This is a genomic window from Methanospirillum stamsii, assembly GCF_003173335.1.
GTDB classification, from domain to species: Archaea; Halobacteriota; Methanomicrobia; order Methanomicrobiales; family Methanospirillaceae; genus Methanospirillum; species Methanospirillum stamsii.
Map to the genome: position 1 here is coordinate 1 of NZ_QGMZ01000019.1, position 24,526 is coordinate 24,526.

The following is a 24,526-nucleotide window of genomic DNA, read 5'->3' on the forward strand; positions in this document are numbered from 1 at the left end:
TTAAAGTATTGGCAGATGTAGACAGATATCCACATTACCAGTATTCCTCTGTCAGAACCAATATTACCCTGAAGGTATTCGTCGGTTCTCCATTAAAACGGCCTCTTACGTTGCTCGCTGAAACATATATACTTTCGTATTAGTCCCCTCGAAACAACTAACCCGGCCGCTGGCTCCTGATGTTTCAGGAAGCGTGTGGGATAACAAAGTTGCATTGATCAACATATATAGACTTCGATTTGATATCGAGATCAATCAGGTCCATCACAGAAAAAACAAATTCTGTTCCACTAGACTTTAAAAAACTCTAAAAATGACCAACAAAGAAGGTATGGCGGTGTTGATGCGAGGAGTACCAAACATGAATACTAACGTATCAGCTTGGTGTTGATTGCACCATACCCCTCTTTGTGGTATTACATACTCCTTTTGTATCAGTGAACGTATAAGGTTTCTTATTCGTAATTAGTAATTTAATGGAAATAATCGGAGATCTAAAGCATCGGAGTCTATTTAAACATTTTTCGAAAAGTTATAATTTTTCATTTAAGGGATAATTTTTTTTAAATTTAGAAAATAAAAAAAAATATTTACTTTTCTTTTAAACCCGCTGCATTCCGATGATATTTACCAAGTTCACTGTTTTGCAGAGATAACCCGGAAAATATCGGACCATCCCTGCAGACGCACAAACCATCAGGATCCATGCAACATGATCCACAAACACCAACCCCGCATTTCATGTACCGGTGCATGCTGAATTGCGATTTTTCAAGTGAACTCCGTTTTTGAAGCACTGACAACACAGAACGCATCATGGGATCAGGTCCACAGACAACAATAGTATCATACTCATCAAGGGAAATCTCATCGAGCAGACCTGCAACATAACCATGAAATCCCGCAGAACCATCATCAGTTGCTACCCGGACATCGCATTTCTCTGTAAGCATTTTATGAAAAATTAGTTCATCAGCAGTTCTTGCCCCCATAAGAAAAGTCACATCCGGACATTCAAGTCCGACCCGGAGCAGAGGAGCGGTACCTGCCCCTCCGGAGATAGCGAGAATCTTCCCATGTAATCTGAAACCATTCCCAAAAGGACCACGAATTCCGAGTTTTTCCCCGGGTTTCATAGCAACCAGACGGGTGGTAGCATCTCCAACGCGCTGAATCGTTATCGCATTCTTGTACGAAAGGGCCATGGGTATCTCATCGGTGCCCTCTACCCAGACCATCACAAACTGTCCTATACATGACTCAAACTCGCGGTCAAAAAAGACCGTTGTAACACCCGGACTCTCCTTCACCACCTTTGTGATAGTTACCGTTACCGGAAGGCCTTCAGCCATGGGCACACCCCACAATTTCCCGGGGAGATATCCCATCAGGAGCATACAGATCCTTACAGATATGACTAAAAATATCCGGATCACGAACAATTGCGCTACCGATCTCAACACCCTGGGCGCCGGCCATCATCATCTCAATCACATCCTCCGCACACGAAACTCCTCCGCAACCGATAATTGGAATCGAACATGCTTCATACAACTCATACACACACCGGACTGCGATAGGAAAAATTGCCTTCCCGGAAAGACCTCCGTATTTGTTACCCAGGACCGGTCTTCTCATTCCGGTTGAAATACGCATAGCCCTGACGGTATTAATTGCAACAATTGCATCAGCTCCTCCTTCCTCGGCAGCCTTACCAATACTGGTAATGTCAGTTACATTAGGAGTCAGTTTTACCCAGGCAGGTTTTTTCCATTCCTTAACCGCTTCGGTGCAGGCCTTCACAATATCCGGATTTGTTCCAATCTGGGCGCCAAATCCTGAAGCATGAGGACAACTGACATTCAATTCAAACGCCTGCGCTTTATCTGCAAACCATCCGGCAACCTCATGAAATTGTTCAGGGTTTCCCCCAAAAATACTGACAATCACTGGTTCGCCGGATAATGCGGATAATTCATCCTGAAATTGCTTTGAAGGATTGGGAAGTCCCATCGCATTCATGAGTCCATCCTCAAGAACAACCAAACAGGGACCGGGGTGACCAAACCGTGGTTCAGGCCCAATCGATTTTGTAACAACTGCTCCTGCCCCTGAACGCAGCATACGTGAAAGCGAAGAAGCGCAGGTCCCGAGAACACCCGCTGCCAGCACAAGATGGTTTCTCGCAGATACACCACCCATCATCACGGGCTCTGGACTCAGTGTAATCATGATGAGAAAAATGAGATGATGGTAATTATCTATTCTTCGTTCCTACGGATATGGGATGACCAGCCTTGCTGTTTTCGGTACCGGGCGCATTGGGGGCGGAGTTGCTTCCCGGGCCGTGTCAAGTGGTCTGATAGACAATCTGGTATTGTATGACTGCTATCAACCACTCCTCGAGGCGCAACGACTTGACCTGGAACATATGCGATGTCCGGTAACAATCTCCACCAACCCGGAAAAAATTGCTGCATGTGATATTATCCTCTATACAGCAGGACTGCCAAGAAATCCAAATATTAAAACAAGGGCTGCATTACTGGACTGTAATGTACCTGTCGCTGCAGAACTTGCAGCACTTATCCCTGAGTACAAAGGAATTCTGATTGTTGTTACTAATCCTGCAGATGTCCTGACATATTATCTCTGGAAAAAAATTGGACTTTCCAAAAACAGGATTATTGGTTTTGGAGGTCAACTGGACGGAGCCCGCTTTAATTATGAACTCCGTCTTCGGGATCTTCGACCTGATGGAATAATTCTTGGAGAACACGGCGAACACCAGGTTCCTATTTTCAGCCTGGCTGGATTGGATGTGGATCTTAGCTCCAGAGAAGAAATTCTTACAACTCTTCGTAATGCCAGCATGGAGATCATAAAAGGAAAGGGTGCAACAGAATACGCTCCGGTTTATCACATATGGCAACTGGTATCAGCAATTCTTACAGATTCAAAAGAAAACTTTGTCTGTTCTGCTATTATGGATGGAGAATATGGGATTTCAGGATGTTCTCTTGGAATTCCAGTAATCATCGGCCGTGAAGGAATCCTTTCGGTAAAAACTCCGGAACTTGACTCATGGGAGATGGAACATTATCTGAATGCAGCCGGTTTTGTAACCGATCTCTGCAGGAGGCTGAATTTTGACTGATGAAAATGGGAACAATATCACACAGATAGAGCAATTTCAAAAGACTGATTCACAGAAATCGGATCAGGAACGGATTCAGATCAGTATCAACCAGGTGGAATATTCAACCGCGGCTGATGGCCCGATTATTCACATATTTGGAAGAAATGGGAAAGGAGATTTCCAGGAAATTCAGGTAACAGGTTTCTATCCTTATTTTTACATCCCGGTCTCACAGGTTACCCGGAACCACCCGGACCAGGTTTTGAAAGTTGACAATAAACCCTATCAGTCAATTCATGGAGAAGAACTCCGCCGCCTTTATACAAAACGACCATCAGATGTCAGGGATGTAAGAAGCGAATACAAACATTTTGAAGCAGACATCCCCTTTGCCACCAGGTACCTGATCGATGCAGGCATAACCGGAGGAATAGAGGTTCCAGCTGGTAGAACAGTCGTTCCCCACAACGAAGTTGTTCCTGCTGAAGTTCATGCTCCATCAAGATACTGTCTTCTTGATATTGAATGTGAAGATGACAAAGGAGGACTCCCGACACCGGATCGGGACAGGATCATCTGTATTACAACCTGGGACTCTTTTGATGATTATTATACAACATTTCTTCTTCAGAACGATGGCAAATCTATTCAAAAAGAAGAGATCTGTCATAAATCACTTGTGAATGGCTGTTTTAATCAGGAAACCCACACGGTCAGAATATTTGAGAACGAAACAACGCTCCTGAGGGATTTTTCACATTACATCAAAGAAAAAAACCCTGATATCCTTTCCGGATGGAATTTTACCGACTTTGACCTGCCTTTTATCTTCGGAAGAATACGGGCTCTCGGTCTTCCCCCTGACAGTCTTGCACGACTTCCCGGAATGAGTGAGCGTTCAGGTGTCAGAGGACGGGTTGATTTTGACCTTCTTTCCGCATACAAAAAGATGCAGTCATCAAAACTGGACTCATACCGTCTGGATGCAGTTGGAGAACGGGAAGTCGGTGACGTAAAGGCCTTCCATTACCAGCCGGGAATGACAACGCGGATGTGGAATGAATCTCCTGAAGAACTGGTCGAGTATAACTTCAAAGACGTCGAACTTTGCGTCAAAATTAACCAGAAAAATAATATCATTGAATTTTACCAGGAGATTGCAAAGTATGTCGGATGCCCGCTTGACCGGACACTGAATTCATCCAATGTCATTGATATCTATATTCTTCGAAAAGCCCATGGAAAGTTCATTCTCCCCTCGAAGGGCTATAGTCCGGGTGATGAATTTGAAGGTGCTACGGTATTTGAACCAAGTTCAGGAATTAGAGAAAATGTCGTAGTACTGGACCTGAAATCACTCTACCCCATGGCGATGATGACAATTAATGCTTCACCGGAAACAAAAAATCCGGAAGGGGATCTTATTGCACCCAATGGTATCCGGTTTTACTCAAAACCGGACGGACTTACCCGGAGCATCATCAGCGAACTATTGCTGGAACGTGATTTTAAAAAGAATAAGCGAAACGAATACCCCTTTGGTTCGGCAGAATATCATCTCTTTGACATGCAACAGAATGTCATCAAAGTCATCATGAATACCTACTACGGAGTGAGCGGGTATTCCCGATTCAGACTCTATGACCGCGAGATTGGATCGGCTGTTACCTCTGTTGGCAGGGCAATTATTGAACATACCAGAAATATTATTGAAAATATGGGATATACGGTCATATACGGCGATACCGATTCCTGTATGATCCAGATTCCATCAGATTCCCTGGATGAAACAATCACAAAAGCCCGTGAAATAGAAGCAATTCTGAATGAGAGTTACAATACATTCGCGAAAGATAAACTGCATGCTGAAAAACATTATTTCTCCATAAAATTCGAAAAAGTCTACAGGCGGTTCTTCCAGGGTGGAAAGAAGAAGCGTTATGCAGGCAACCTCATCTGGAAAGAGGGAAAGTCGGTTGATGAAATTGACATGGTTGGATTTGAGGCAAAACGATCAGATTCACCACTCCTTACCCGGACGGTGATGAAAGAGGTAATGAACCGGATCCTGCAGGGTGCCGAACTCCCGGAAATTAAAAAATACCTGGGAGATATCATCAAAAAATACCGGACCGGAGGATATTCTCTGGATGAAATCGGCATTCCCGGAGGAATTGGAAAAGAACTCAAGGACTATGAGACTGATGATGCACATGTCCGGGGAGCTACGTATGCAAACAAAAACTTTGGGACGAATTTCGGGAAAGGGAGCAAGCCAAAGAGAATCTACATAAAAGCCGTCAATGGAGGGTACCCGAAAACCGATGTCATCTGTTTTGAATATGGTGACCAGGTTCCAAAAGAATTCACTGTGGATCTGGAGTTGATGCTTGAAAAAACACTCAAATCTCCCATATCCCGGATCCTTGAACCGATTGGATGGACATGGTCAGATGTTGATCCGAGCAGGACGACCCTTTCTGATTTTTTTTAACTGATACTATGAAAGAAGAACAGACCGGGGAAGAGATCACGTGTACAATTCCCCGCATAGTTATCGCAGGGATTCATAGCGGGTGTGGAAAAACCACGGTGACTCGTGGATTGATGGCCGCTCTTAAAAAAAGAGGGCTTGTCGTTCAACCATTCAAGATTGGTCCGGATTTTATCGATCCCAGCCATCACACGAGGATATGCGGACGGGTTTCCAGAAATCTTGATGTGGTAATGACCGGAGAAGACGGGGTTCTGAACTCATTCTATGAAGGGACTCAGGGCGCTGACATTGCGGTTATTGAAGGCGTTATGGGGATGTATGACGGAATGGATCATTCCACGTATGGAAGTTCTGCTCATATTGCCCGGATTATCAAGGCACCCCTCCTCCTGGTAATTCCGGTCCACGGCATGTCAGCCAGTGTTCATGCCATCGCTGCCGGATTTAAAAATTACGAACCTGATTCCACAATGGCAGGAGTGATTCTGAACAAGGTGGGCAGCCCAAAACATGCAGACCTGCTGAAAGGAAGAGCAGAGATCCCCCAATTTGGTTTCATCCCAAAAGATCCCTCATTTCATACAGAAAGTCGTCACCTTGGCCTTTTCATGGGCGATGAATCACCAGCAGAGGAACCAGTATCCCTTATTGAAGAATCATGTGATGTCCCGGAGATTCTGAAAGTAGCATCCACGGCACCTCCATTAAAAATAACAGTCAGGAAAAAAGAAAACCCCAATTACCAGGTTCGTGTCGGAATTGCACGCGATCCGGCATTTTGTTTTTATTACCAGCATAACCTGGACCTCCTTAAAGAATCCGGAGCAGAACTCATATTTTTCAGTCCCATGCAGGATCACCTTCCTGACATTGATGCCCTGTATTTAGGCGGAGGCTACCCCGAATTACATCCGGACTATCTTGAAAACGGCCCTGCAAGGAGAGAGATACAAAAAGCGTGTGATGATAACCTTCCAGTTTACGGAGAATGCGGTGGGCTGATGTATCTTACCGAAGGCCTGTCAGGGGATCAATCCTACCGGTGGGCAGATGTTCTTCCGGCAAAAACCGGGATGGCAAACCGGTTCCAGGCTCTTGGTTATAGTGAAGGCACTACCACGGGAGGGACTAATATCACAACAGAAGGTATTCCGTTACGGGGTCATGAATTCCATTATTCATTTGTAACTCCCGAAAATGATGCACGGTACGGCATCAGGTTATCACGGGGGAAGGGTATCTCCAATGGAGATGATGGAATGTATTGTCATGAAACAATAGGTAGTTACACTCATGCCTGGTTTTCACGACAATTTACAGACACCATCGTAAAGGCAGCCAGGACTTATAAAATGAGATAATTATTTCTGCATTACCTGCCTGAACCGCTGACCAAAAACCGGGAAGAAATCCTTTTTTCTTGACATAACACCTTCAAGAACCACCGGTTGTTTCTGATACCCCATTTTGTTAACAAGACCGGAATCACCAGAAGCAAACAGGAAACTTGTCTGACCAATGACATCGGTGACCAGAACTATGCTCAAATCATATCCATGCATTGTCTGATACTGACTGAGAGAATCGCGAATTGTTCTGTCATTCTGGAGTGCAAAATCTTTAGAACCGGTCATGATCTGTGCAATTGACACAGTCCGGTCCTGAAGCGTATAGTCCTTAATATCCCTGACAATAAGCTCTTCTACCGGAACACCCTCAAGGTTCATGCCTTTATTGATAAGTTCACTTCCAAACTCTTCCGGATTAATTGAGGTGATTTCTGACAGATATCTGACAGCTTCGCGGTCCTGTTCTGTTGTGGTAGACATCTTCAGAACCAGGGTATCCGAAAGAATTCCAGCAAGGAGCAATGTAGCAACAGCCTTGTCCGGAACGACATGCTCTTCCCTGAACCTCATAGTGATAATCGTGGAGGTTGAACCAACCGGTTCATTCCTGAAACGAATGGGCTGCAATGTTGCAATGGTTCCCAGACGGTGATGATCAATTATCTCCAGAATTTCAGCGGTTTCAATTCCTTCTACTGCCTGGGCATATTCGTTATGATCCACCAGAATGACAGACTTGTGAACATCTTCCAGGAAGGAATTCCTGGAGAGCATGCCAATAAAATGACCGTCCTCATCGGTCACGCACGCAGTCCGGTATGGGGAGTTTGAAACAATCTGTGCGGCAGTTGAGAGAAGGAAATCGCGATGAAGTGTCTCGGCATCTGTTGCCATGATGGTCTCGACCGGTCCGGATAGGTGGAGCATTCTGCCAACACTAAACGCATCAAGGGGTGTTTTCAAAAGGGTGACCCCCATTTTTTTCGCACTCTCCCTGACCCGTTCACCAAGGTGTGCACCTTCGGCAATAATAAGAGCACAAATTCGCTCTGCAATCAATGCAATCTGTGACGGTTCATTATCCCCTATGATTGCAATATCTTCAGCTCCAAGCCTTGCAAGAGATATATGAAGTGCGTCGATGACAATAGATGCACTTCCGCTAATTTCTTCATGGGCGGCATGAACAATTTCTGCCTGAAGTATCCGGGCGAGTGCTTCTAGTTTTATTGGACCGACTTTAAGTGGAAGACTTGCATGGGGACTGACATACGCCCGGGCAAGACCATGTTCACTGACAAGACCTAAAAACCGGTCATCTGTATCCACGATCGGAATGTTTCTGAGATCATATTCATCCATCAGAGAGGCAACATCAATGGCAGGCAGGCTCATTGGAGCTTTCTGAGTATAGAGGAATGGGATGTCCCCTACCATTGGCTCAACATTTTCAATCAGAACCGGAGTTTCAAGACCGGTTATCTCAAGGGCATACCGGCTCTCAGCATTGATATCCCCGCACCGTGCAGGAATGAAGTTGTTTTCATGTACCTGGTTTAATAGAGAAGCATATGCAATAGCACTGGCAATACTATCAGTATCAGGCTGCCGGTGTCCGATGATGTAGGTTTGCTGCATAAGTGATATACACAGAATTGCGTGTTAACCGTACATATGAATTACCGATCCTTTAAATTGCCATAGAAGAATATTCCTAACAAAGGCGGGATACATGAACCTGAATGATGAGATAGACCTGGGTCAGGTTACAGGAGTCATGCAGAAATTAATCGGATATATCGGAGTTGTTGCCCTGTTAATCGGCGGGATAGCCATGTACGTTGATCTTCCTGTAATTGGAAGAGTTACATGCCTCTATTGTCCGACTCCTTCGGGATATTTTTACATTATTTTGGCACTGGCCTCTGCATTCCTCTTGTATTCTGGTTGGACCAAACTCCTGTACCTGACAGGAGGACTGGCATTTGTTCTAATGGCATATGATGGATATTCATCTACAACCATGGGATATGCAGTCCAGATGCTCCTCTCCGGTGGACTGACTCCCTCAATGGGAGGTCAGATGGATCCGGTGATGGCCCAAATGATGCAGAATACCGATCTTTCAATCCCTGTCGGGTGGATAGTGACTGCACTTGGCGCATTGCTTCTGATATTAGTCCCTAAAATTGAGGCTGATACTGATGAAAAAGCCCCGGCAAATCCCAGGGAAGCAAATCTTCAGGAGAGGATGAAGGAACTAGATAAGATAGTTGCCATGTATAAGGACGGTGACCTTTCAAAACAGGAATTTAACCGATTAAAAGAGGATATTCTCGGAACGACCAAAGAGAAATAACCTTTTTTTGGTTTGTATAAAACGCCGGAGAAGTTTTATTTTTTCTAGCATATTTAAATACCTCCACAGAAGGCCGCTATTCACCGATCTCCTAATCAACCACCTAATTACAAGGGTCCGATCTTTCGAGAATAGCGACCCCTTATTAAAACGACTATAATCATTTATTCATTATTTAAAACCCATTTCTTACGTATTTTTATATGATACCAGACCTACAACCAGGATCAATATAAATATCAGATATTTACCCTAAAAAACCTCAAATAAGAGTTATTTTTTCCCCTTCTTCTTACAAACCCTCCCCAGGTAAGAAGGTTCAGATAGTACCCCCGGGGAGACAGAGAACCCATTTGTACCTGAACAGTCAACAGGTATATGCAAATCAGATAATGATCTTCAAATAATTACATTTGAGCCGATTTTTGAATGAATTACGTATAAATTAATTGAAATATGAAAGATATCACCATCAAAGGTGCCAGGGAACATAACCTGAAAAATATCACCGTAACAATCCCACGAGATCAATTTGTGGTTGTTACAGGTCTTTCCGGATCAGGCAAATCAACCCTGGCATTTGACACACTCTATGCGGAGGGGCAACGCAGGTACGTTGAGTCCCTCTCCTCATATGCACGGCAGTTCCTTGGTCTGATGAATAAACCGGACGTGGATTCCATCGAAGGTCTTTCACCGGCTATTTCAATCGAACAAAAATCAACTTCAAAAAACCCCCGTTCAACTGTTGGAACGGTAACTGAGATTTATGATTACCTCCGTCTGCTCTATGCACGAATCGGGATTCCATACTGTCCGGAGCATAACCTTCCCATCATTGGCCAGTCACCGGAACGAATAGCTGAGCGCATTGAAGAGGAATGTTCAGGCCAGGTGACCATCCTTGCACCACTTATCCGGAAGAAGAAGGGAACATATCAGCAGCTTTTCAAAGATTTAAACAAGGAAGGATTTGCAAGGGTCAGAGTAAACGGGGAAATCCACCGGACTGAAGATGATATTGTACTTGAACGGTACAAGATGCATGACATCGACCTGGTTATTGACCGGCTTGACATTTCTGACCATTCACGGCTTGTTGAGGCATGTGAACAGGCTGTTGCCAGATCTGACGGATTACTGATCGTTACCTGCGAAGATGGAACAGAAAAATTGTTCTCCTCAAAGATGGCATGCCCGGAGTGTGGAATTACCTTTGAAGAACTCCAGCCCAGGATGTTCTCTTTCAACAGTCCTTTTGGTGCCTGTCCGGAATGTAAGGGCCTTGGATTCAGAATGGATTTTGAACCAGACCTTATTATTCCTGATAAGGAAAAATCCATCGCTGAAGGAGCAATCGCCACCTATCGAAATTTTCTGGATGGATACCGATCACAGTTTGTCGGAGCGGTTGCAGATCATTTTGGATTTTCTGTTAATACTCCCATTAAGGATCTTACAGAAAAGCAGTATAATGCCCTGATGTATGGATCAACTGAAAAAATAGCCTTCCATATGAGTTACAAGCAGGGAGAAGGGGAATGGTCTCACCGTGGCACCTGGGAAGGACTGCTCCCCCAGGCTGAACGACTTTATAGCCAAACAAACTCTGAATACCGGAAACGTGAACTGGAAAAGTTCATGAGGATCTCTCCGTGCGGGGCATGTAAAGGGAAAAGGCTCAAGGAAAAGATTCTGGCAGTACGGGTTGCAGATAAATCCATTATCGACCTGACTGATCTTTCTATCTCTGCCAGTATCGCATTTTTCAACAACTTACATCTCTCAGAAAAGGAGATGGAGATTGCCAGGCAGGTTCTCAAGGAGGTACTGGCTCGCCTTACCTTCCTGGAACGGGTAGGCCTTGGATACCTGACCCTCTCACGCAGTGCCGGAACACTTTCCGGTGGGGAAGCGCAACGAATTCGGCTGGCAACCCAGATTGGATCCAACCTCATGGGAGTGCTCTATGTACTGGATGAGCCATCCATCGGTCTTCATCAGCGGGATAATAACCGGCTCATTGATACGCTTCGCCAGCTCCGGGATCTTGGAAATACCCTCATCGTGGTTGAACATGATGAGGATACCATACGGGCAGCGGACCATGTTATCGACATGGGACCAGGAGCCGGTCTTAACGGTGGAGAGATAATCGCCGAAGGAACTCCAATTGAGATAGAACAAAATGAAAAGTCTCTAACCGGTGCCTACCTCTCCGGAAGGATGAAGATAGATATTCCCAAAACCAGACGGACAAGTGACCGGTTCATATCCATCTCCGGGTGCTCGGAAAACAATCTGAAAAATATCACGGCAAAAATTCCCATGGGAACCCTGACACTTATCACCGGGGTTTCAGGTTCTGGAAAGTCAACCCTCATCTATGATACCCTGTATCCGGCATTGCAGAAGACGGTTTACCATTCTCGTGTCGAAGCCGGGAAACATACTGCAGTTTCCAGCGATGATCCAATTGACAAAGTCATTGTTATTGACCAGTCACCAATCGGGAGGACGCCTCGATCCAACCCTGCCACGTACACCAAGCTCTTTGATGAGGTAAGGCAGATCTTCGCCGAGACCAAAGAAGCAAAGATACGGGGATACAAGACAGGGCGGTTTTCCTTCAATGTAAAAGGCGGCCGGTGTGAAGCCTGCCAGGGTGACGGCCTGATAAAAATCGAGATGAACTTCCTTCCGGATGTATACATCGAATGTGAGGAATGCAAGGGGAAACGGTACAACAAAGAGACGCTTGAAGTCAAATACAAGGACAAATCAATCGCCGATGTTCTTGAGATGAGCGTTGATGAGGCAATAGAACTCTTTGATTCGATTCCCAAGATCCGTAACAAATTACAGACTCTTGTTGATGTCGGTCTTGGTTACATAAAACTTGGTCAGAGTGCTACAACCCTCTCCGGCGGTGAGGCGCAGCGAATCAAACTTACCAGGGAGTTATCAAAGCGGGCAACCGGACAGACAGTATACCTCCTTGATGAGCCAACAACCGGCCTTCACTTTCATGATGTCAGAAAACTCATCCAGGTATTTACCGAACTGGTAGCAAAAGGCAACACCGTAATTGTCATTGAGCACAATCTCGATGTCATCAAATCTGCCGATTATATCCTTGACCTGGGTCCGGAAGGAGGAGACGCCGGAGGAGAGATTATCGCAACCGGAACACCTGAAGAGATTGCGGTAAACCCGGACAGTTATACCGGTTCGTTTCTGTCAAAAATGCTGGGAGATATCCCCCCGAAAGCAGCTAAATCGAAACGGAAAAAAATTAGTGCCTGAATGAATCCTATACACGTGATGATGCGGTGACAATAGATCTTTCAACTATTCCCGAGGAACCAGGCTGCTACCAGTTCAAAGACGAATCCGGAAACATCCTCTACGTCGGGAAAGCAAAAAATCTCAAAAAAAGAGTATCAAGTTATTTCCAGAAGAAAAGTATCGCACCCCGGACTGATATTCTGGTCTCCCTGATCCGGGATATTGATACTATTGTCACTTCTTCAGAAGTCGAAGCACTCATCCTGGAAAATAACCTAATCAAAAAATATCAGCCAAAATATAACATCGATCTAAAAGATGCGAAAAGTTATGCATTCATTCAGTTAACCGATGAACCTTTTCCCCGGATTGGAATAGCACGAGAGAGAAACGGGAAAATCAAGGGCACTTTGTATGGTCCTTTCGTTTCAGCTGCTGAAAGAGACCAGATTTTAAAATTTATCAAGCAGACATTTCATCTCCGGACATGTAAAAAGATAACGAAGCGGGCATGCCTCAGATCGCATCTTGGCACTTGTGCAGCTCCCTGTATCGGAAAAATATCTGAACCCGAATATCAGTACCTGGTGAAAAGTGCAGATCTTTTGCTTCGGGGAAAAAACCAGGATCTAATTTCTTCCCTAAAAGAAGAGATGCAAAATTTTTCAGACTCTGAAGAGTTTGAAAAAGCACTGGTATTACGAAACAGGATACAGGCCATCGAGAATTTATCCGAACGACAATACGTCCAGCGGCAGAAGAAGGCTGATGAGCATATTATCAACTACATCATCTCCGGAGACATGGTGTATCTCATCCTCTTTCATGTTGAACGGGGATCTCTTACAAGTAAAGAAGAATTTGTATTTCAAGAGACCGAAGATTTTCTTGATGAATTCATACTTCAGTACTATGCAACAAATAAGCCCCCCAATGAACTTATCCTTCCAATCCAGCCAGAACAGGGAATCCAGGAATACCTGATGCATATCCGGGGGACTAATGTTACCATCACCGTCCCGAAACAGGGTGAAAAAAAGCACCTCATTGACTTAGCATATAAAAATCTCGAAGTGTCTTTTTTCACCGGAAAAATGCGGCTTTCTGAACTTGGTGAAGCATTACATATGGATAATCCGCCTGAAGTCATCGAATGTTTTGATATCTCACACCTCAGGGGGACCGGAACGGTAGGTTCGATGGTCTCATTCCGGGATGGAAAGCCGGATAAGCGGAACTACAGAAGATACAAGATAAAAACTGCAGGCCCTTCTGATGATTATGCGGCGATTAGTGAGGTTGTAAAAAGAAGATATTCACGGCTTTTGAGTGAAAACCATCCGATGCCAGACCTTATTCTCATTGATGGAGGTCCTGGCCAGTTAAAATCCGCTAAAACGGTACTGGATGAACTTAATCTTTCAATTCCGGTTATATCATTGGCTAAACGCGAAGAAGAAATCTACGTTCCCGGTCGTCATCTCCCCCTGTCAGTTCAGAAAAAAAGTCCGGCATCACTCCTGGTCCAGGAGATTCGGGATGAAGCACACCGGTTTGCGATAACGTACCAGAGAAAACTCAGACAAAAACAGATGAAAGAATGAATCAGTTTAAACTGGTTTCTGATTTTAAACCCACCGGATCCCAGCCGGATGCAATAACTGAACTGGTCAGGGGATGCAGGGAAGGTAACTCATTTCAGACACTTCTTGGCGTTACCGGGTCTGGTAAAACATTCACTATGGCGAATGTAATCGAGGAGTTACAACTCCCAACCCTTGTCATTGCACATAATAAGACCCTGGCAGCCCAGCTCTATAACGAATTCAGGGATTTTTTCCCGGAGAACCGGGTTGAATATTTTGTTTCGTACTATGATTATTACCAGCCTGAATCGTATATCGCTAAAAAAGATCAGTACATCGAGAAAGATGCACAGATAAACCCGAAAATAGAGATGATGCGGCTCTCTGCTACGGCATCACTTTTAAACCGGACCGACGTTATCGTCATTGCTTCAGTTTCCTGTATCTATGGTCTTGGAAATCCGAATACTTACAAACGAATGGGTTTTGACCTTGGAGTCGGACAGAAGATTGGAAGAAGAGAGATAATAAGCCGTCTTGTCGATAACCTGTATGAGCGGAACGACATTGAGATAATTCCAGGAAGGTTCCGGGTGAAAGGAGACATCATCGACCTGGTCCCGAGTTATTATAATAACATCATCCGGATTGAGCTCTTCGGCGATGAGATAGAACGAATCACAGAAATTAACCGGATAACCGGAAACCCGGTTGAGCGGCTCAGACATATCTACGTCTATCCGGCCAGTCATTATGTCATTGACGAGGCCCAGAAAGAAGAGGCACTTTTCGGGATTGAAAAAGAACTGGAAGAGCGACTTCCAAACCTTGGTATGCTGGAGTCTCATCGTCTTCGTCAGCGGACGATGTACGACATCGAAATGATCCGGGAGACCGGTTCCTGCAAAGGTATTGAAAATTATTCCCGATTTTTTGACGGGAGAAAGCCGGGCGAAAAACCATATTGCCTGCTTGATTATTTTCCGGAACAATTCTTGATATTCATTGATGAAAGTCACCAGACACTTCCCCAGGTCCGGGCGATGTTTAATGGTGACCGGTCAAGAAAAACCCCTCTTATTGAGTACGGATTTCGTCTTCCATCGGCATTTGACAACCGGCCACTCAGGTTTTTTGAGTTTGAACAATACCTGAAAAACGTCGTCTGTGTTTCAGCAACTCCTGGCGATTATGAACTTGAACATTCAAACCAGGTTGTCGAACAGATTATCAGACCCACCGGTCTTGTAGACCCGGTAGTTGAAGTCCGGCCAATCCAGGGACAGATGGAAGATATCAAAAGAGAGATCAAAAAGACCATCGACCGGAAGGATAGGATCCTGCTTACAACCCTGACGAAAAGGCTTGCCGAAGAACTGACTGAGTACCTGCTGTCATCCGGCATAAAGACAAAATATCTTCATTCTGACATCGACACCCTTGACCGGACGGAGATAATTCGGGAACTTCGGATAGGAGAATTTGATGTCCTGGTAGGAATTAACCTCCTCCGGGAAGGACTTGATATTCCGGAAGTAGGATTCATCGGAATCCTGGATGCAGACAAAGAGGGATTTTTACGGGATGCACGAAGTTTAATTCAGATAATCGGTCGGGCTGCACGAAACTCCGAGGCTTTCGTGGTTCTTTATGCCGATACTACAACCGGTTCAATGCAAAGAGCACTGGATGAAACCAGTCGGAGAAGGGCACTCCAGATAGAATATAACACCATACATGGTATCACACCCAAAACCATTCAAAAACCAGTCAGGGAACAGGAAATTGATACCGGAAAGAAAGAAAAAGTTCCAAAGAAGGCACTTCCAAACCTCATCATCAATCTTGAATCTCAAATGAAATCTGCCGCACAACGACTTGATTTCGAAGAAGCAATAAAACTCCGGGATCAAATCGCAGATCTTCGAAAAGAAATGGAAAAGGGAGAAAAAAAGGTTACAGGACAGTAACAAGTCCTTCTTTTATTTTTACTGAACTTCCTTCGTCACTGAAGACACTTAAGGAGACTGTGAAGTTACCGGATGCTCCATAGATGTGTTCCGGATTCTGGTCATATGACTTCACGGTATCACCAAAGTCCCAGAGCCAGGAGGTCGGGAATCCTGTCGAAAGATCCTCGAACTTCACGGTGAGCGGAGACTTTCCTGAAACCGGATGTGCAATAAAGTCTGCTTCAGGCTTTTGCAGGATGGTGATGGTCTCATATGCATAATCCTTTGCAATGAATGGTTTTTCAACCTGGTGTGTTACCTGATATACCCCCGGAGCGGTGTAATTATGAGTTGCATTCTTCGATATTGCTCCATCAGGACCATCACCAAATACCCAGCCATATGATACGCCATCTGTGTTCAGGGATTTATCAATAAATTTGATCTGAACATCAGCCCCAAGAATTCCTCCGTTCTTGTCAACGGTAAACTCTGCAATCGGGTTTTTCGTAACTTCGATATAGTTAACTTTTGTCTTGTTGACACCATCGAGAGCTGCAGCATTATATGCAGTAAGGGTCACGGTGTAATTTCCAACTTCTGAATAGAGATGTACCGGTTCACGGGTGGTTGTAATCTCGCCGTCACCAAAGTCCCAAAGCCAGTCAGTTGGATTATTCCGGGTAAAGTCCTTGAACGTTACCGGATACTTTGGCGGAACACGGATCCGGTCAGCTCCAAAATCAGGTTCCGGAGGGATAACAAAGACTGCTTCAATGGTATGGTCACCGGTGATATTGGTAAAGCAGTACTGGTCATACACGCCAACTGATGAGTTATCCACAATTACATCATATATGGCATTTCCGGCATCCGGAGTTATGTTGAAGCACTGAGTACTTCCACAATTTACCTCAACAATACCATCTGTTCCGGCAGGCTCAATTGTTCCTCCTTCACTCTGATTGACGAGAATTTCATACTTCTTTATCTGGAAATCGGCATTGATGGTGTGATCAGCATCAACATCTTCAAAGGTGTAAGACGTAATTGCTCCCTGGCTTACTCCATCTACCTGGACATCCTGGATATTATAGCATCCGTTCGAGGTAATAGTGAAGGTGACATCATCACCCATTGGCACAACCTGCGGTGTTGACGGACTGATAGTTCCACCTACTCCGGCCGAAGGGGTGATAGTATAAGCATACTGGGTGAACTCAGCACTAATGGCATGATTACTGGTTACATTGTTGAAGCAGTATTCATAGGGGCTGGTCTGGTTCCCCAGATCTTCTTCATCAACAATTACAGATGATATGTAATAATTCGCATTTGCGGTAATATTGAAGCACTGGCTATCGCCAAAGGTGACATTCACTGAGCCGTTTGGCTCTATCTTTCCGCCCTCACCAGCAACCGCCGTGATAGTCAGGACGTCAGACTGAAAATGTGCAATGATGTCATGATCCTCAGTAACGGTGATATTATACGGGTTTACTGCTCCCTTCGATATTCCATTATCAGTCAGATCTGAAAACTGATACCCGGTAAAACCAGTTACTTTAAAGGAGAGATTCTCTCCGTAACAAGAGGTATAGTTATCATAAGCAGGCTGAATCATACCCTTGGTTGCATCATCAACCCTTGAATTAATGGTGAAATTCAAAGGTGCAAAGATTGCAGTTACGGAAGTATTAGTGGTAAGACCGGAGATTGGCCCCCAATAATAATGATCTGATTCACTCTGTAATACACTGACTTCTTCTCTTGATTCATCAAATTTCACAAAATGGTATCCAGGATCGGCAACTGCTTCATGTTGATGAGTGGTTCCATTATAGGGTATCTTATATGGAACTGCATCCTCCGTTCCATCTAGCATTCTTCCCCCTGGACCTGCTAATGGAGTTATCCAGACATAGTTCGGAGAGAACAGACAATTTAAGGTGTGATTCTCCTGGATATTATAAATGGTGTATGTCGGAGCCCAACCTACAGGAACCTGGTTATCATACAACTGTTTGACTGAGTAATCAGGATCCGCAGAGAAATTATAGCCATAACTGTCGGAACCAAAATCATACATGGTAAGACCAGGATAATTGACAGAACCTCCCTTTCCTGCAGTCGCATTTACAAAGAGCTTCCTCTTCGTCGATGTAAGAGAGAGTGTTGCATTTTCAAGTGCTGTTGAATGCTGGTATACGACACTACTCATGTTTTTGTAAATATCATAGGGCATGGGTGCCTGACCTTCACGTGTTACCGTGAAATTGTCAATAACCCAGGCAGGCTGTTCTCCGGAGAGGGTAAACGGAGTAGTGTTTCCAGCCTTTACTGCAACGGGTCCTGCAGGACTTATCGTGCTGTGTTGGTCACTGATGGTTGTGATATAGTAGGTCATCAGTTCCAACTGAATAATATCTCCCCATTTGGAAGGTCGTCCTTCGAATAAGGTAGTATCTACACGAACCGTCTTCTTTGCATAAAGAGGTAATTGATCAAATGTTACATCAACGATGTTCTGTGAAGGAAGCGGAATCCAGCATGGTGTAGTATTTTCGAATACTTCTCCATCCACACTGACAGAAGCACCTCCTTCATCATCAATGTTGGTTTCAAAGTACACCTGAACATATTCCTGAATCGGATCCAATGCTTCCAGTATGGTTTTATCATTCCCTGGTGTAACATTGAATTCGCCTCCGGTATCATCATATCCATCAAGGAAATACCAATAACCATAATCTCCTTCATGAAGTTCCATCTCGAACGGTGTAGTTCCAACAAATCCCATCACAAATTTCCATGGCGGAACGGTTTCTGCCCCTACCATACTCTGGATGTGAGCTGATGCTTCATCTACGGAGTCATTTGTTGATTCCAGGTAAGCAGCAATCTCATTTTTAAGACCACTCTGCATGGCAGAGAAGTTACCACCATACACAAGCACCCGTGCTTGGTTAGGATCGCTCTTAAAAGTGACCATTGCGGAATCCGGAATTGGATCAAGTGTCTCATAGATTTCCCTGACATCACCGGCAGTTACCGTGGTACTGCCTTCACATGGATTATAACCATCCTTGGTAATAGTATAGTTATAAGTTCCAATTGGGAGTGATTCCAAAGAGACCGGAGTTTCTCCATAAATCACACTGGTGACATTCGGAATAACCCGCTGAAGAACAAGTTTTGCACCGGGAGGATTGGAATCCAGATGAATTGCTCCATATTGTGGGTTCATCTCTGTCATAGTGACATTATAAACCTTGTATGATTCAGGAGTAACAGCAAAAGATTCGTTCCACCATGTGATATACCCGTATTTTTTCAGGTATATGCTGTAGGTACCCGGATCAACAAAAAATTCACGCGGAGTTACTCCGGCAGTATCTTCTACTGTCAGATTATCCGGATCAACCGATTTATTTGTAAGATAGATGTCAGCTCCACCTGGAGTGGAGTCAACATAAATAACTCCTTTCGATGGAGCGGCCATAGATCCGGTCACCAAAAGCAGTAATATACATGCTACTGCTATGAACGGAATTAGCTGAAGCTTTCCCATAATTTTTCGTCCCCTTCCCTTCCATACGAGAATGCCCTGTTTTTCCGATATGCATTCCCCTTACTGGTGCAACTCGCGACAGGAATTAATCAGGGTTATATTGTTCATCATATATATAGGTATGGAAATACGTTCTATATACACCCGGTTTTTTATTCGCATCGGGATTTAAAATCAGTTTTACGATCAGGTAGAGATTATTCGAACGAAGAAAAAATTTAGAAAATTTTTACATTAATTTTCTAAAAAATAGAATTTTTTTGTTTTTCTTACAGGACCACTACGTATGCAACCCTTCTCTTCTCATTCGTTCCGGCATCATTGCGCACGGTAAGTATGACTGTATATTGTCCGGGTTTCTGATATGTGTGATTTGGTTCTTTCTCGAATGAATTGGTCCCATCTCCAAATTCCCATAACCATTCGACAACATTTGCCTGTGCCGGTGTCGTGTCTTCAAACTGGACATACAGCGGATGATTACCACTATACTTTTGTTCAGGGATATTAAAGTCGACACCCTGCGGGACGGTCTTATTGATTATAGTTAACTGCTTCGTAATAGAATCTTCAACAGGCTCCCAGTTTGTCGCTTTCATGGTGATATTATATAGACCTTCTTTTTCGAATTTATGAACAACAAAATTATCGTACGTCTGCTCGATAATTGTGTTGTCACCAAAGTCCCATGCCCATTTTTCAGGATTCCCTACTGAATTATCCATGAAAGTAACATTTGTGTTAACCGTTGCCCATCCACCTGGTGGCACTATGATAAAGTCCGGATCAAGACCACGAATAGAAGCTGGGTGTGTTTTACTCACAGCAGGCCCATAATCACCAGTTACTGTTGCAGTCACATTAAATATCCCGGACTTCTGGAACTGGTGTGTTGGCTTTATTCCAGTTACCTCTGGAGAACCATCACCAAAGTTCCAGACAGGAGTACTGACATTTGTTCCCCCAATTTCAGTTACGGTAAAAGAAACCGGTTCCATTTTATCTGCTCTTGGCGGATTTACTACAAAGTCGATGTAGGGATATTCCTGTGGAGTAATGTTTAAGAGAAAACCAGTGGTGTTAGTTAAGTTATAATAGTCATTTGCCACAGTAAGATTAACCTGATATTCCTTAAATTCCGGGAAAATGTGCACTACTGTCGGGTCGGTTTCGATTTGACTTTCATCTCCGAAATCCCAGAAATACTCAGTTACATTTCCGACAGATAAACTCTCGAACAGAACACCAGTAGTCTTATTCATGTAAACATATGTCTGATTGGGTTTGAAATTGGCATAAATCGGATCAACTACTTCAATAGTGCTCTGGTATGATCCTGTTGCCTGGGTTGTAGTATTTCTGACGGTAAGATTTACGATAAAGTTTCCTGCATCAGAATAAGTATAATTCGGATTTTGTTCATCACTACCATGAAGATTGTCACCAAAGTCCCAGGTCCAGTTATTAACTAATGCCGGCTCCGTTTTATCGGTGAACTGAACCTTGAGTGGCCATCCTCCCCTGACAGGTTCAGCTTCGAACTTTGTGTCAAACCCTTCTGAAAGAATAATCGATTTGGTAGTACCTCTCCATGACATTATTGGTACAATCGTTGTATTTTTCACCCATAATGTAACATCATACGAGCCGGGTGCAGCGTACTGATGAACAGGGTCTTTCTTATCCGAATGATATGAACTATCTCCAAAATCCCACTCCCATTGATTTGGAGAATCTGTTGAGGTATCAGTAAACTGGACATTTAATGGGAATTTTCCATAACTTGGTTGATAGGTAAAATTCGGAACAGGTCGTTCAATAATTGAAATTACCCTTTCTGTACTGTTGTATTGATTACAGGTATTACCAACAGTCAAATTCACAGTATAATTACCCGGACGAGTATAGATTGAACTTACTGTTTGATCCTCTTTTCCAGTTGAATCGCCATTTCCAAAATCCCAATGAATGGATGCTGCATCAAACACATCGGTTGCGTTATAGGTGAAATTAACTTTTATCGGTTGGTTCGTTTCAGTCTGGAATCCCTTCTCAGGATCTGCAGTGAAATTTGCATACAAACCTGATACTAAAACTTGTTGCATTTCACTCTGATTAATATCGTGAGTCTCATTATAGGTTGTCAGGATTACATCATAGATACCCGGCAAGTTGAAACGATGATCAGGATTCTGTCTTGTATCATTTACAGTCTTGTCACCAAAACTCCAATTCCAGGCAGTGGGAATGCTGTTTCCGGTTTTTGTATCATTTGCAGAAAAATAATACGTAACTGGAAAAACAGGCCTATTACAAGAATCCGTTTTATTTGTATAGGTAAACCCTGCATCCAGAGGTAAATATGCATTTACATACCGTTTTTGAGTTGTGTTGTTAAAATCCCACGGACTACTGACATTTAATGTAACATCAAATATTCCCGGAGTTGTATAGGTGTATGTTGGATGTGTATTCAAATTATAAGGTGAATTATCACCAAATGACCAGTTGCGTCCATTAATATCACTGCCAGTGGAATTGTCAAAAAATTGGAGAGCTAAAGGTACCGGCCCCTTTACCTGACCGGTAAACGGAACTACAGTTGTACCATATTTTGCAGTAAAATTTGCAACGATTGCTTCTTTTCCAATTATTTGATAAATACTTGATGTTGAATTATTTACCCATCCATTTTTATATTGATATTGAACTAAAGGCGAGTCATATGTTGTATTCCAAACAGTATGTTTTATAGTATATGTCGTTGCTGTCGGGAATCGTAAAGTCCCATTCCGATTCACTCCGTCTGTTTTCAGGGCGCCTGATTCCCAGTACCATTTATTTGGACCTCCAGTAAAATTATCACTATAGAACGTAACATCTAGAGGAAGAACTCCCGTTGTGGGTGTAATATTTGTAAAGTTTGCTGAAACCGGCTTGTATGCAGTAATATAACCTAATGGGCGTGGGTTAGAATTCCAACTTTCTCCAGGTGTTCCAGTGCTATTATATGCAATACAAGTAACCCCGTAAAGACCTGGATGAGAAATAATTTGAGTCCAATTATCACTTGTGTAAGGAATTTTTGTAGATGTTGCATAAATTCCATTTTTATCAAGTAATGTCCAATTTATTTCATCAGGATATCCCGGTGAACCATCATGAATATCTGCAGTAAAATTCACGCTCACTGGACTTGATACATCAAAAAATGTCTTATTTGCTGAAATATCAAAGGTAACAGTACTTTCGACGCTTATCTCTCCATCCCCAAATGCCGGACTGATGAGATTTATCACCATTAATGCCACAAACAGGGCAAATACATAATATAACGGTCGTTCATGCATGACTTAAACACTCCCCACGTGGTAAAGTCGTTCTCATGTATGGTTCCGGATCAACACCTGACGTCATTTCAGACCCAAAAACCACATACCAGAACTGACTCTCGATATATAGAAGATCATATTCTTCACATATTATAAATATATTCATATTTTTACTCTCAAGGCGTAAAATTCAAAGTAGGTTTCCACCTGTTCCGGACCCCCTCAAAAATTTAAAAAACAGGAAAGAAATTTTCAGTACCAACATCCCATTACTATTGTATGGCAGAACCTGTAAAGGTAAAAATGACCACATCCATGGGGGACATTCTCATCGAACTCTATGAGGATAAGCCAATAACTGCAGGCAATTTTAAAAAACTCGTCGAAAAAGGATTTTATGATGGGATCATTTTCCACCGGGTGATTGATGGTTTCATGGTCCAGGCAGGATGTCCGGAAGGAAGAGGAACCGGAGGCCCGGGTTATAACATAAAGGATGAGTTTGGTAAGATCAACAAAAATGATCGCGGAACATTATCCATGGCTAACGCAGGACCAAACACCGGCGGCAGTCAGTTCTTTATTAATGTCGTAAACAACAATTTCCTTGACCCAAAACACCCGGTCTTTGGAAAAGTGATTCAGGGCATGGACATCGTGGATGCAATCTCAAAAGTAAAAAGAGACAGGTATGACAAACCAAAAGAAGATGTTGTCATCCTGAAAGCATCGGTTGTATAAATTATTCTTCAGTCTCTTTTTTCGGCTTGATATAATTCTCAATATACCGGATTTCTTCTATACCTTTGACATCCTCAAAGATGGTATTTGTCACATACGGCTTCATATTGAGCCAGGACCTGCTTGCATAGTAAATACCTGGTGGTAATTTAACAAGTGCAGTGGTATCCTCAAGAGTGACATCCATATCATACCCGGTGAAGAGCTTGATAATGCCGGAAACCTGCTCGGTTACCTGATCGACGATGCTTTCAATCCGGTAGGTATACGTCACAGTCTGTCCTGCAAGCGGGTGATTAAAGTCTACAATAACCCGGTTACCAATAACATTCACAACAGTTCCTGTCCCGGCATCCGGAATATTAACCTGCATTCCGCGTTCAGGCTTTTTAGAGAATGATTTCTTCTCGTATGACCGGAGAAGTTCCTGCTCATGCTCACCAAATGCCTTTTCCGGTGGAACTTCAATTGTCTCTTCAAATCCTATCTCTTTGCCAAGAAGCGCTTCGTCAAGACCAAGGACAATCTGATGTTTTCCAACACAAACAACCTTTGGAGTATAACTCTTCTTCTCATCAAAGGTTCCTGCTTCGCGGGCTTTCTCTTCATCGGTAGTATCAAAGAGTATTCCATTTACATATCCGGTAAAGTTCAGCCGGATAAAATCTCCCTCATTTATTGGCATTCCTGATTCCTTAATTAAGTGGCAAAC

14 protein-coding genes are annotated in these 24,526 nt (G+C 43.6%); 8 read left to right on the forward strand and 6 right to left on the reverse strand.

Going from position 1 to position 24,526, the window contains the following annotated elements; translation table 11 throughout:
• Positions 1-590 precede the first annotated feature (590 nt).
• Both DLD82_RS10505 and DLD82_RS10510 read right to left on the reverse strand, forming a co-directional pair.
• Positions 591-1,352 carry a dihydroorotate dehydrogenase electron transfer subunit gene (locus tag DLD82_RS10505; protein WP_109941081.1) on the reverse strand — a complete coding sequence of 254 codons (762 nt, stop codon included), beginning with the start codon at positions 1,350-1,352 and terminating at the stop codon, positions 591-593.
• Positions 1,345-2,232: a dihydroorotate dehydrogenase gene (locus DLD82_RS10510; protein ID WP_109941082.1), complete on the reverse strand. Its 888-nt coding sequence runs from the start codon at positions 2,230-2,232 to the stop codon at positions 1,345-1,347. Before DLD82_RS10510 ends, DLD82_RS10505 begins: the two co-directional genes overlap by 8 nt.
• Before the next feature lie 55 nt (positions 2,233-2,287).
• Between DLD82_RS10510 and DLD82_RS10515 the strand changes: the two genes are divergently transcribed.
• Genes DLD82_RS10515 through DLD82_RS10525 form a run of 3 tightly spaced genes read left to right on the forward strand, consistent with a single transcriptional unit; the run spans position 2,288 to position 6,997 of the window.
• Positions 2,288-3,157: a malate dehydrogenase gene (locus DLD82_RS10515; protein ID WP_109941083.1), complete on the forward strand. Its 870-nt coding sequence runs from the start codon at positions 2,288-2,290 to the stop codon at positions 3,155-3,157.
• Positions 3,158-3,182: 25 nt separating this feature from the next.
• On the forward strand, positions 3,183-5,633 hold the full coding sequence (locus DLD82_RS10520) for a DNA-directed DNA polymerase (protein ID WP_109941158.1): 2,451 nt from the start codon (positions 3,183-3,185) through the stop codon (positions 5,631-5,633).
• Positions 5,634-5,641: 8 nt separating this feature from the next.
• Positions 5,642-6,997, forward strand: a complete 1,356-nt coding sequence (locus DLD82_RS10525; protein WP_109941084.1) for a cobyrinate a,c-diamide synthase — start codon at positions 5,642-5,644, stop codon at positions 6,995-6,997.
• On the opposite strand, the gene DLD82_RS10530 is transcribed toward DLD82_RS10525, so the two are convergent.
• Positions 6,998-8,623 (reverse strand): putative manganese-dependent inorganic diphosphatase, encoded by a 1,626-nt coding sequence (locus DLD82_RS10530; protein WP_109941085.1) that lies wholly within the window; start codon positions 8,621-8,623, stop codon positions 6,998-7,000. It lies immediately after the preceding gene.
• A gap of 94 nt (positions 8,624-8,717) precedes the next feature.
• On the opposite strand from DLD82_RS10530, the gene DLD82_RS10535 reads away from it, so the two are divergent.
• The 4 genes from DLD82_RS10535 (at position 8,718) to uvrB (ending at position 16,188) form a co-directional block, all read left to right on the forward strand.
• Positions 8,718-9,344, forward strand: a complete 627-nt coding sequence (locus tag DLD82_RS10535) for an SHOCT domain-containing protein (protein ID WP_109941086.1) — start codon at positions 8,718-8,720, stop codon at positions 9,342-9,344.
• A gap of 456 nt (positions 9,345-9,800) precedes the next feature.
• Positions 9,801-12,650 carry an excinuclease ABC subunit UvrA gene (gene uvrA, locus DLD82_RS10540; RefSeq protein WP_109941087.1) on the forward strand — a complete coding sequence of 950 codons (2,850 nt, stop codon included), beginning with the start codon at positions 9,801-9,803 and terminating at the stop codon, positions 12,648-12,650.
• A gap of 26 nt (positions 12,651-12,676) precedes the next feature.
• On the forward strand, positions 12,677-14,236 hold the full coding sequence (gene uvrC, locus DLD82_RS10545; protein ID WP_109941088.1) for an excinuclease ABC subunit UvrC: 1,560 nt from the start codon (positions 12,677-12,679) through the stop codon (positions 14,234-14,236).
• A complete protein-coding gene (gene uvrB / locus DLD82_RS10550) occupies positions 14,233-16,188 on the forward strand; it encodes an excinuclease ABC subunit UvrB (RefSeq protein WP_109941089.1) in 1,956 nt (651 codons plus the stop codon). Before uvrC ends, uvrB begins: the two co-directional genes overlap by 4 nt.
• Here uvrB and DLD82_RS10555 read toward each other — a convergent pair.
• Both DLD82_RS10555 and DLD82_RS10560 read right to left on the reverse strand, forming a co-directional pair.
• Entirely contained in the window at positions 16,175-19,741 is a 3,567-nt protein-coding gene (locus DLD82_RS10555) for a PKD domain-containing protein (RefSeq protein ID WP_109941090.1), read from the reverse strand. The two genes, uvrB and DLD82_RS10555, sit on opposite strands and share 14 nt — an antisense overlap.
• A gap of 269 nt (positions 19,742-20,010) precedes the next feature.
• Positions 20,011-23,091, reverse strand: a complete 3,081-nt coding sequence (locus DLD82_RS10560) for a PKD domain-containing protein (protein ID WP_109941091.1) — start codon at positions 23,089-23,091, stop codon at positions 20,011-20,013.
• Between the two features lie 261 nt (positions 23,092-23,352).
• Here DLD82_RS10560 and DLD82_RS10565 point away from each other — a divergent pair, with 261 nt between their 5' ends.
• Positions 23,353-23,814: a peptidylprolyl isomerase gene (locus DLD82_RS10565; protein ID WP_109941092.1), complete on the forward strand. Its 462-nt coding sequence runs from the start codon at positions 23,353-23,355 to the stop codon at positions 23,812-23,814.
• Between the two features lies 1 nt (position 23,815).
• Here the strand turns inward: DLD82_RS10565 and DLD82_RS10570 are convergent, their stop codons facing one another.
• The gene (locus tag DLD82_RS10570; RefSeq protein ID WP_109941093.1) at positions 23,816-24,499 is read right to left on the reverse strand and encodes an FKBP-type peptidyl-prolyl cis-trans isomerase; all 684 of its coding nucleotides are present in this window, start codon (positions 24,497-24,499) and stop codon (positions 23,816-23,818) included.
• Positions 24,500-24,526 lie beyond the last annotated feature (27 nt).

Coding starts and splice junctions, on each gene's coding strand:
- DLD82_RS10530 (WP_109941085.1), bottom strand. CDS start 8,623: ATGCAGCAAACCTACATCATCGGACACCGGCAGCCTGATACTGATAGT.
- DLD82_RS10570 (WP_109941093.1), bottom strand. CDS start 24,499: ATGCCAATAAATGAGGGAGATTTTATCCGGCTGAACTTTACCGGATAT.
- DLD82_RS10510 (WP_109941082.1), bottom strand. CDS start 2,232: ATGATTACACTGAGTCCAGAGCCCGTGATGATGGGTGGTGTATCTGCG.
- DLD82_RS10535 (WP_109941086.1), top strand. CDS start 8,718: ATGAACCTGAATGATGAGATAGACCTGGGTCAGGTTACAGGAGTCATG.
- DLD82_RS10555 (WP_109941090.1), bottom strand. CDS start 19,741: ATGGGAAAGCTTCAGCTAATTCCGTTCATAGCAGTAGCATGTATATTA.
- DLD82_RS10525 (WP_109941084.1), top strand. CDS start 5,642: ATGAAAGAAGAACAGACCGGGGAAGAGATCACGTGTACAATTCCCCGC.
- DLD82_RS10515 (WP_109941083.1), top strand. CDS start 2,288: ATGACCAGCCTTGCTGTTTTCGGTACCGGGCGCATTGGGGGCGGAGTT.
- uvrA (WP_109941087.1), top strand. CDS start 9,801: ATGAAAGATATCACCATCAAAGGTGCCAGGGAACATAACCTGAAAAAT.
- uvrB (WP_109941089.1), top strand. CDS start 14,233: ATGAATCAGTTTAAACTGGTTTCTGATTTTAAACCCACCGGATCCCAG.
- DLD82_RS10505 (WP_109941081.1), bottom strand. CDS start 1,352: ATGGCTGAAGGCCTTCCGGTAACGGTAACTATCACAAAGGTGGTGAAG.
- DLD82_RS10565 (WP_109941092.1), top strand. CDS start 23,353: ATGGCAGAACCTGTAAAGGTAAAAATGACCACATCCATGGGGGACATT.
- DLD82_RS10560 (WP_109941091.1), bottom strand. CDS start 23,091: ATGCATGAACGACCGTTATATTATGTATTTGCCCTGTTTGTGGCATTA.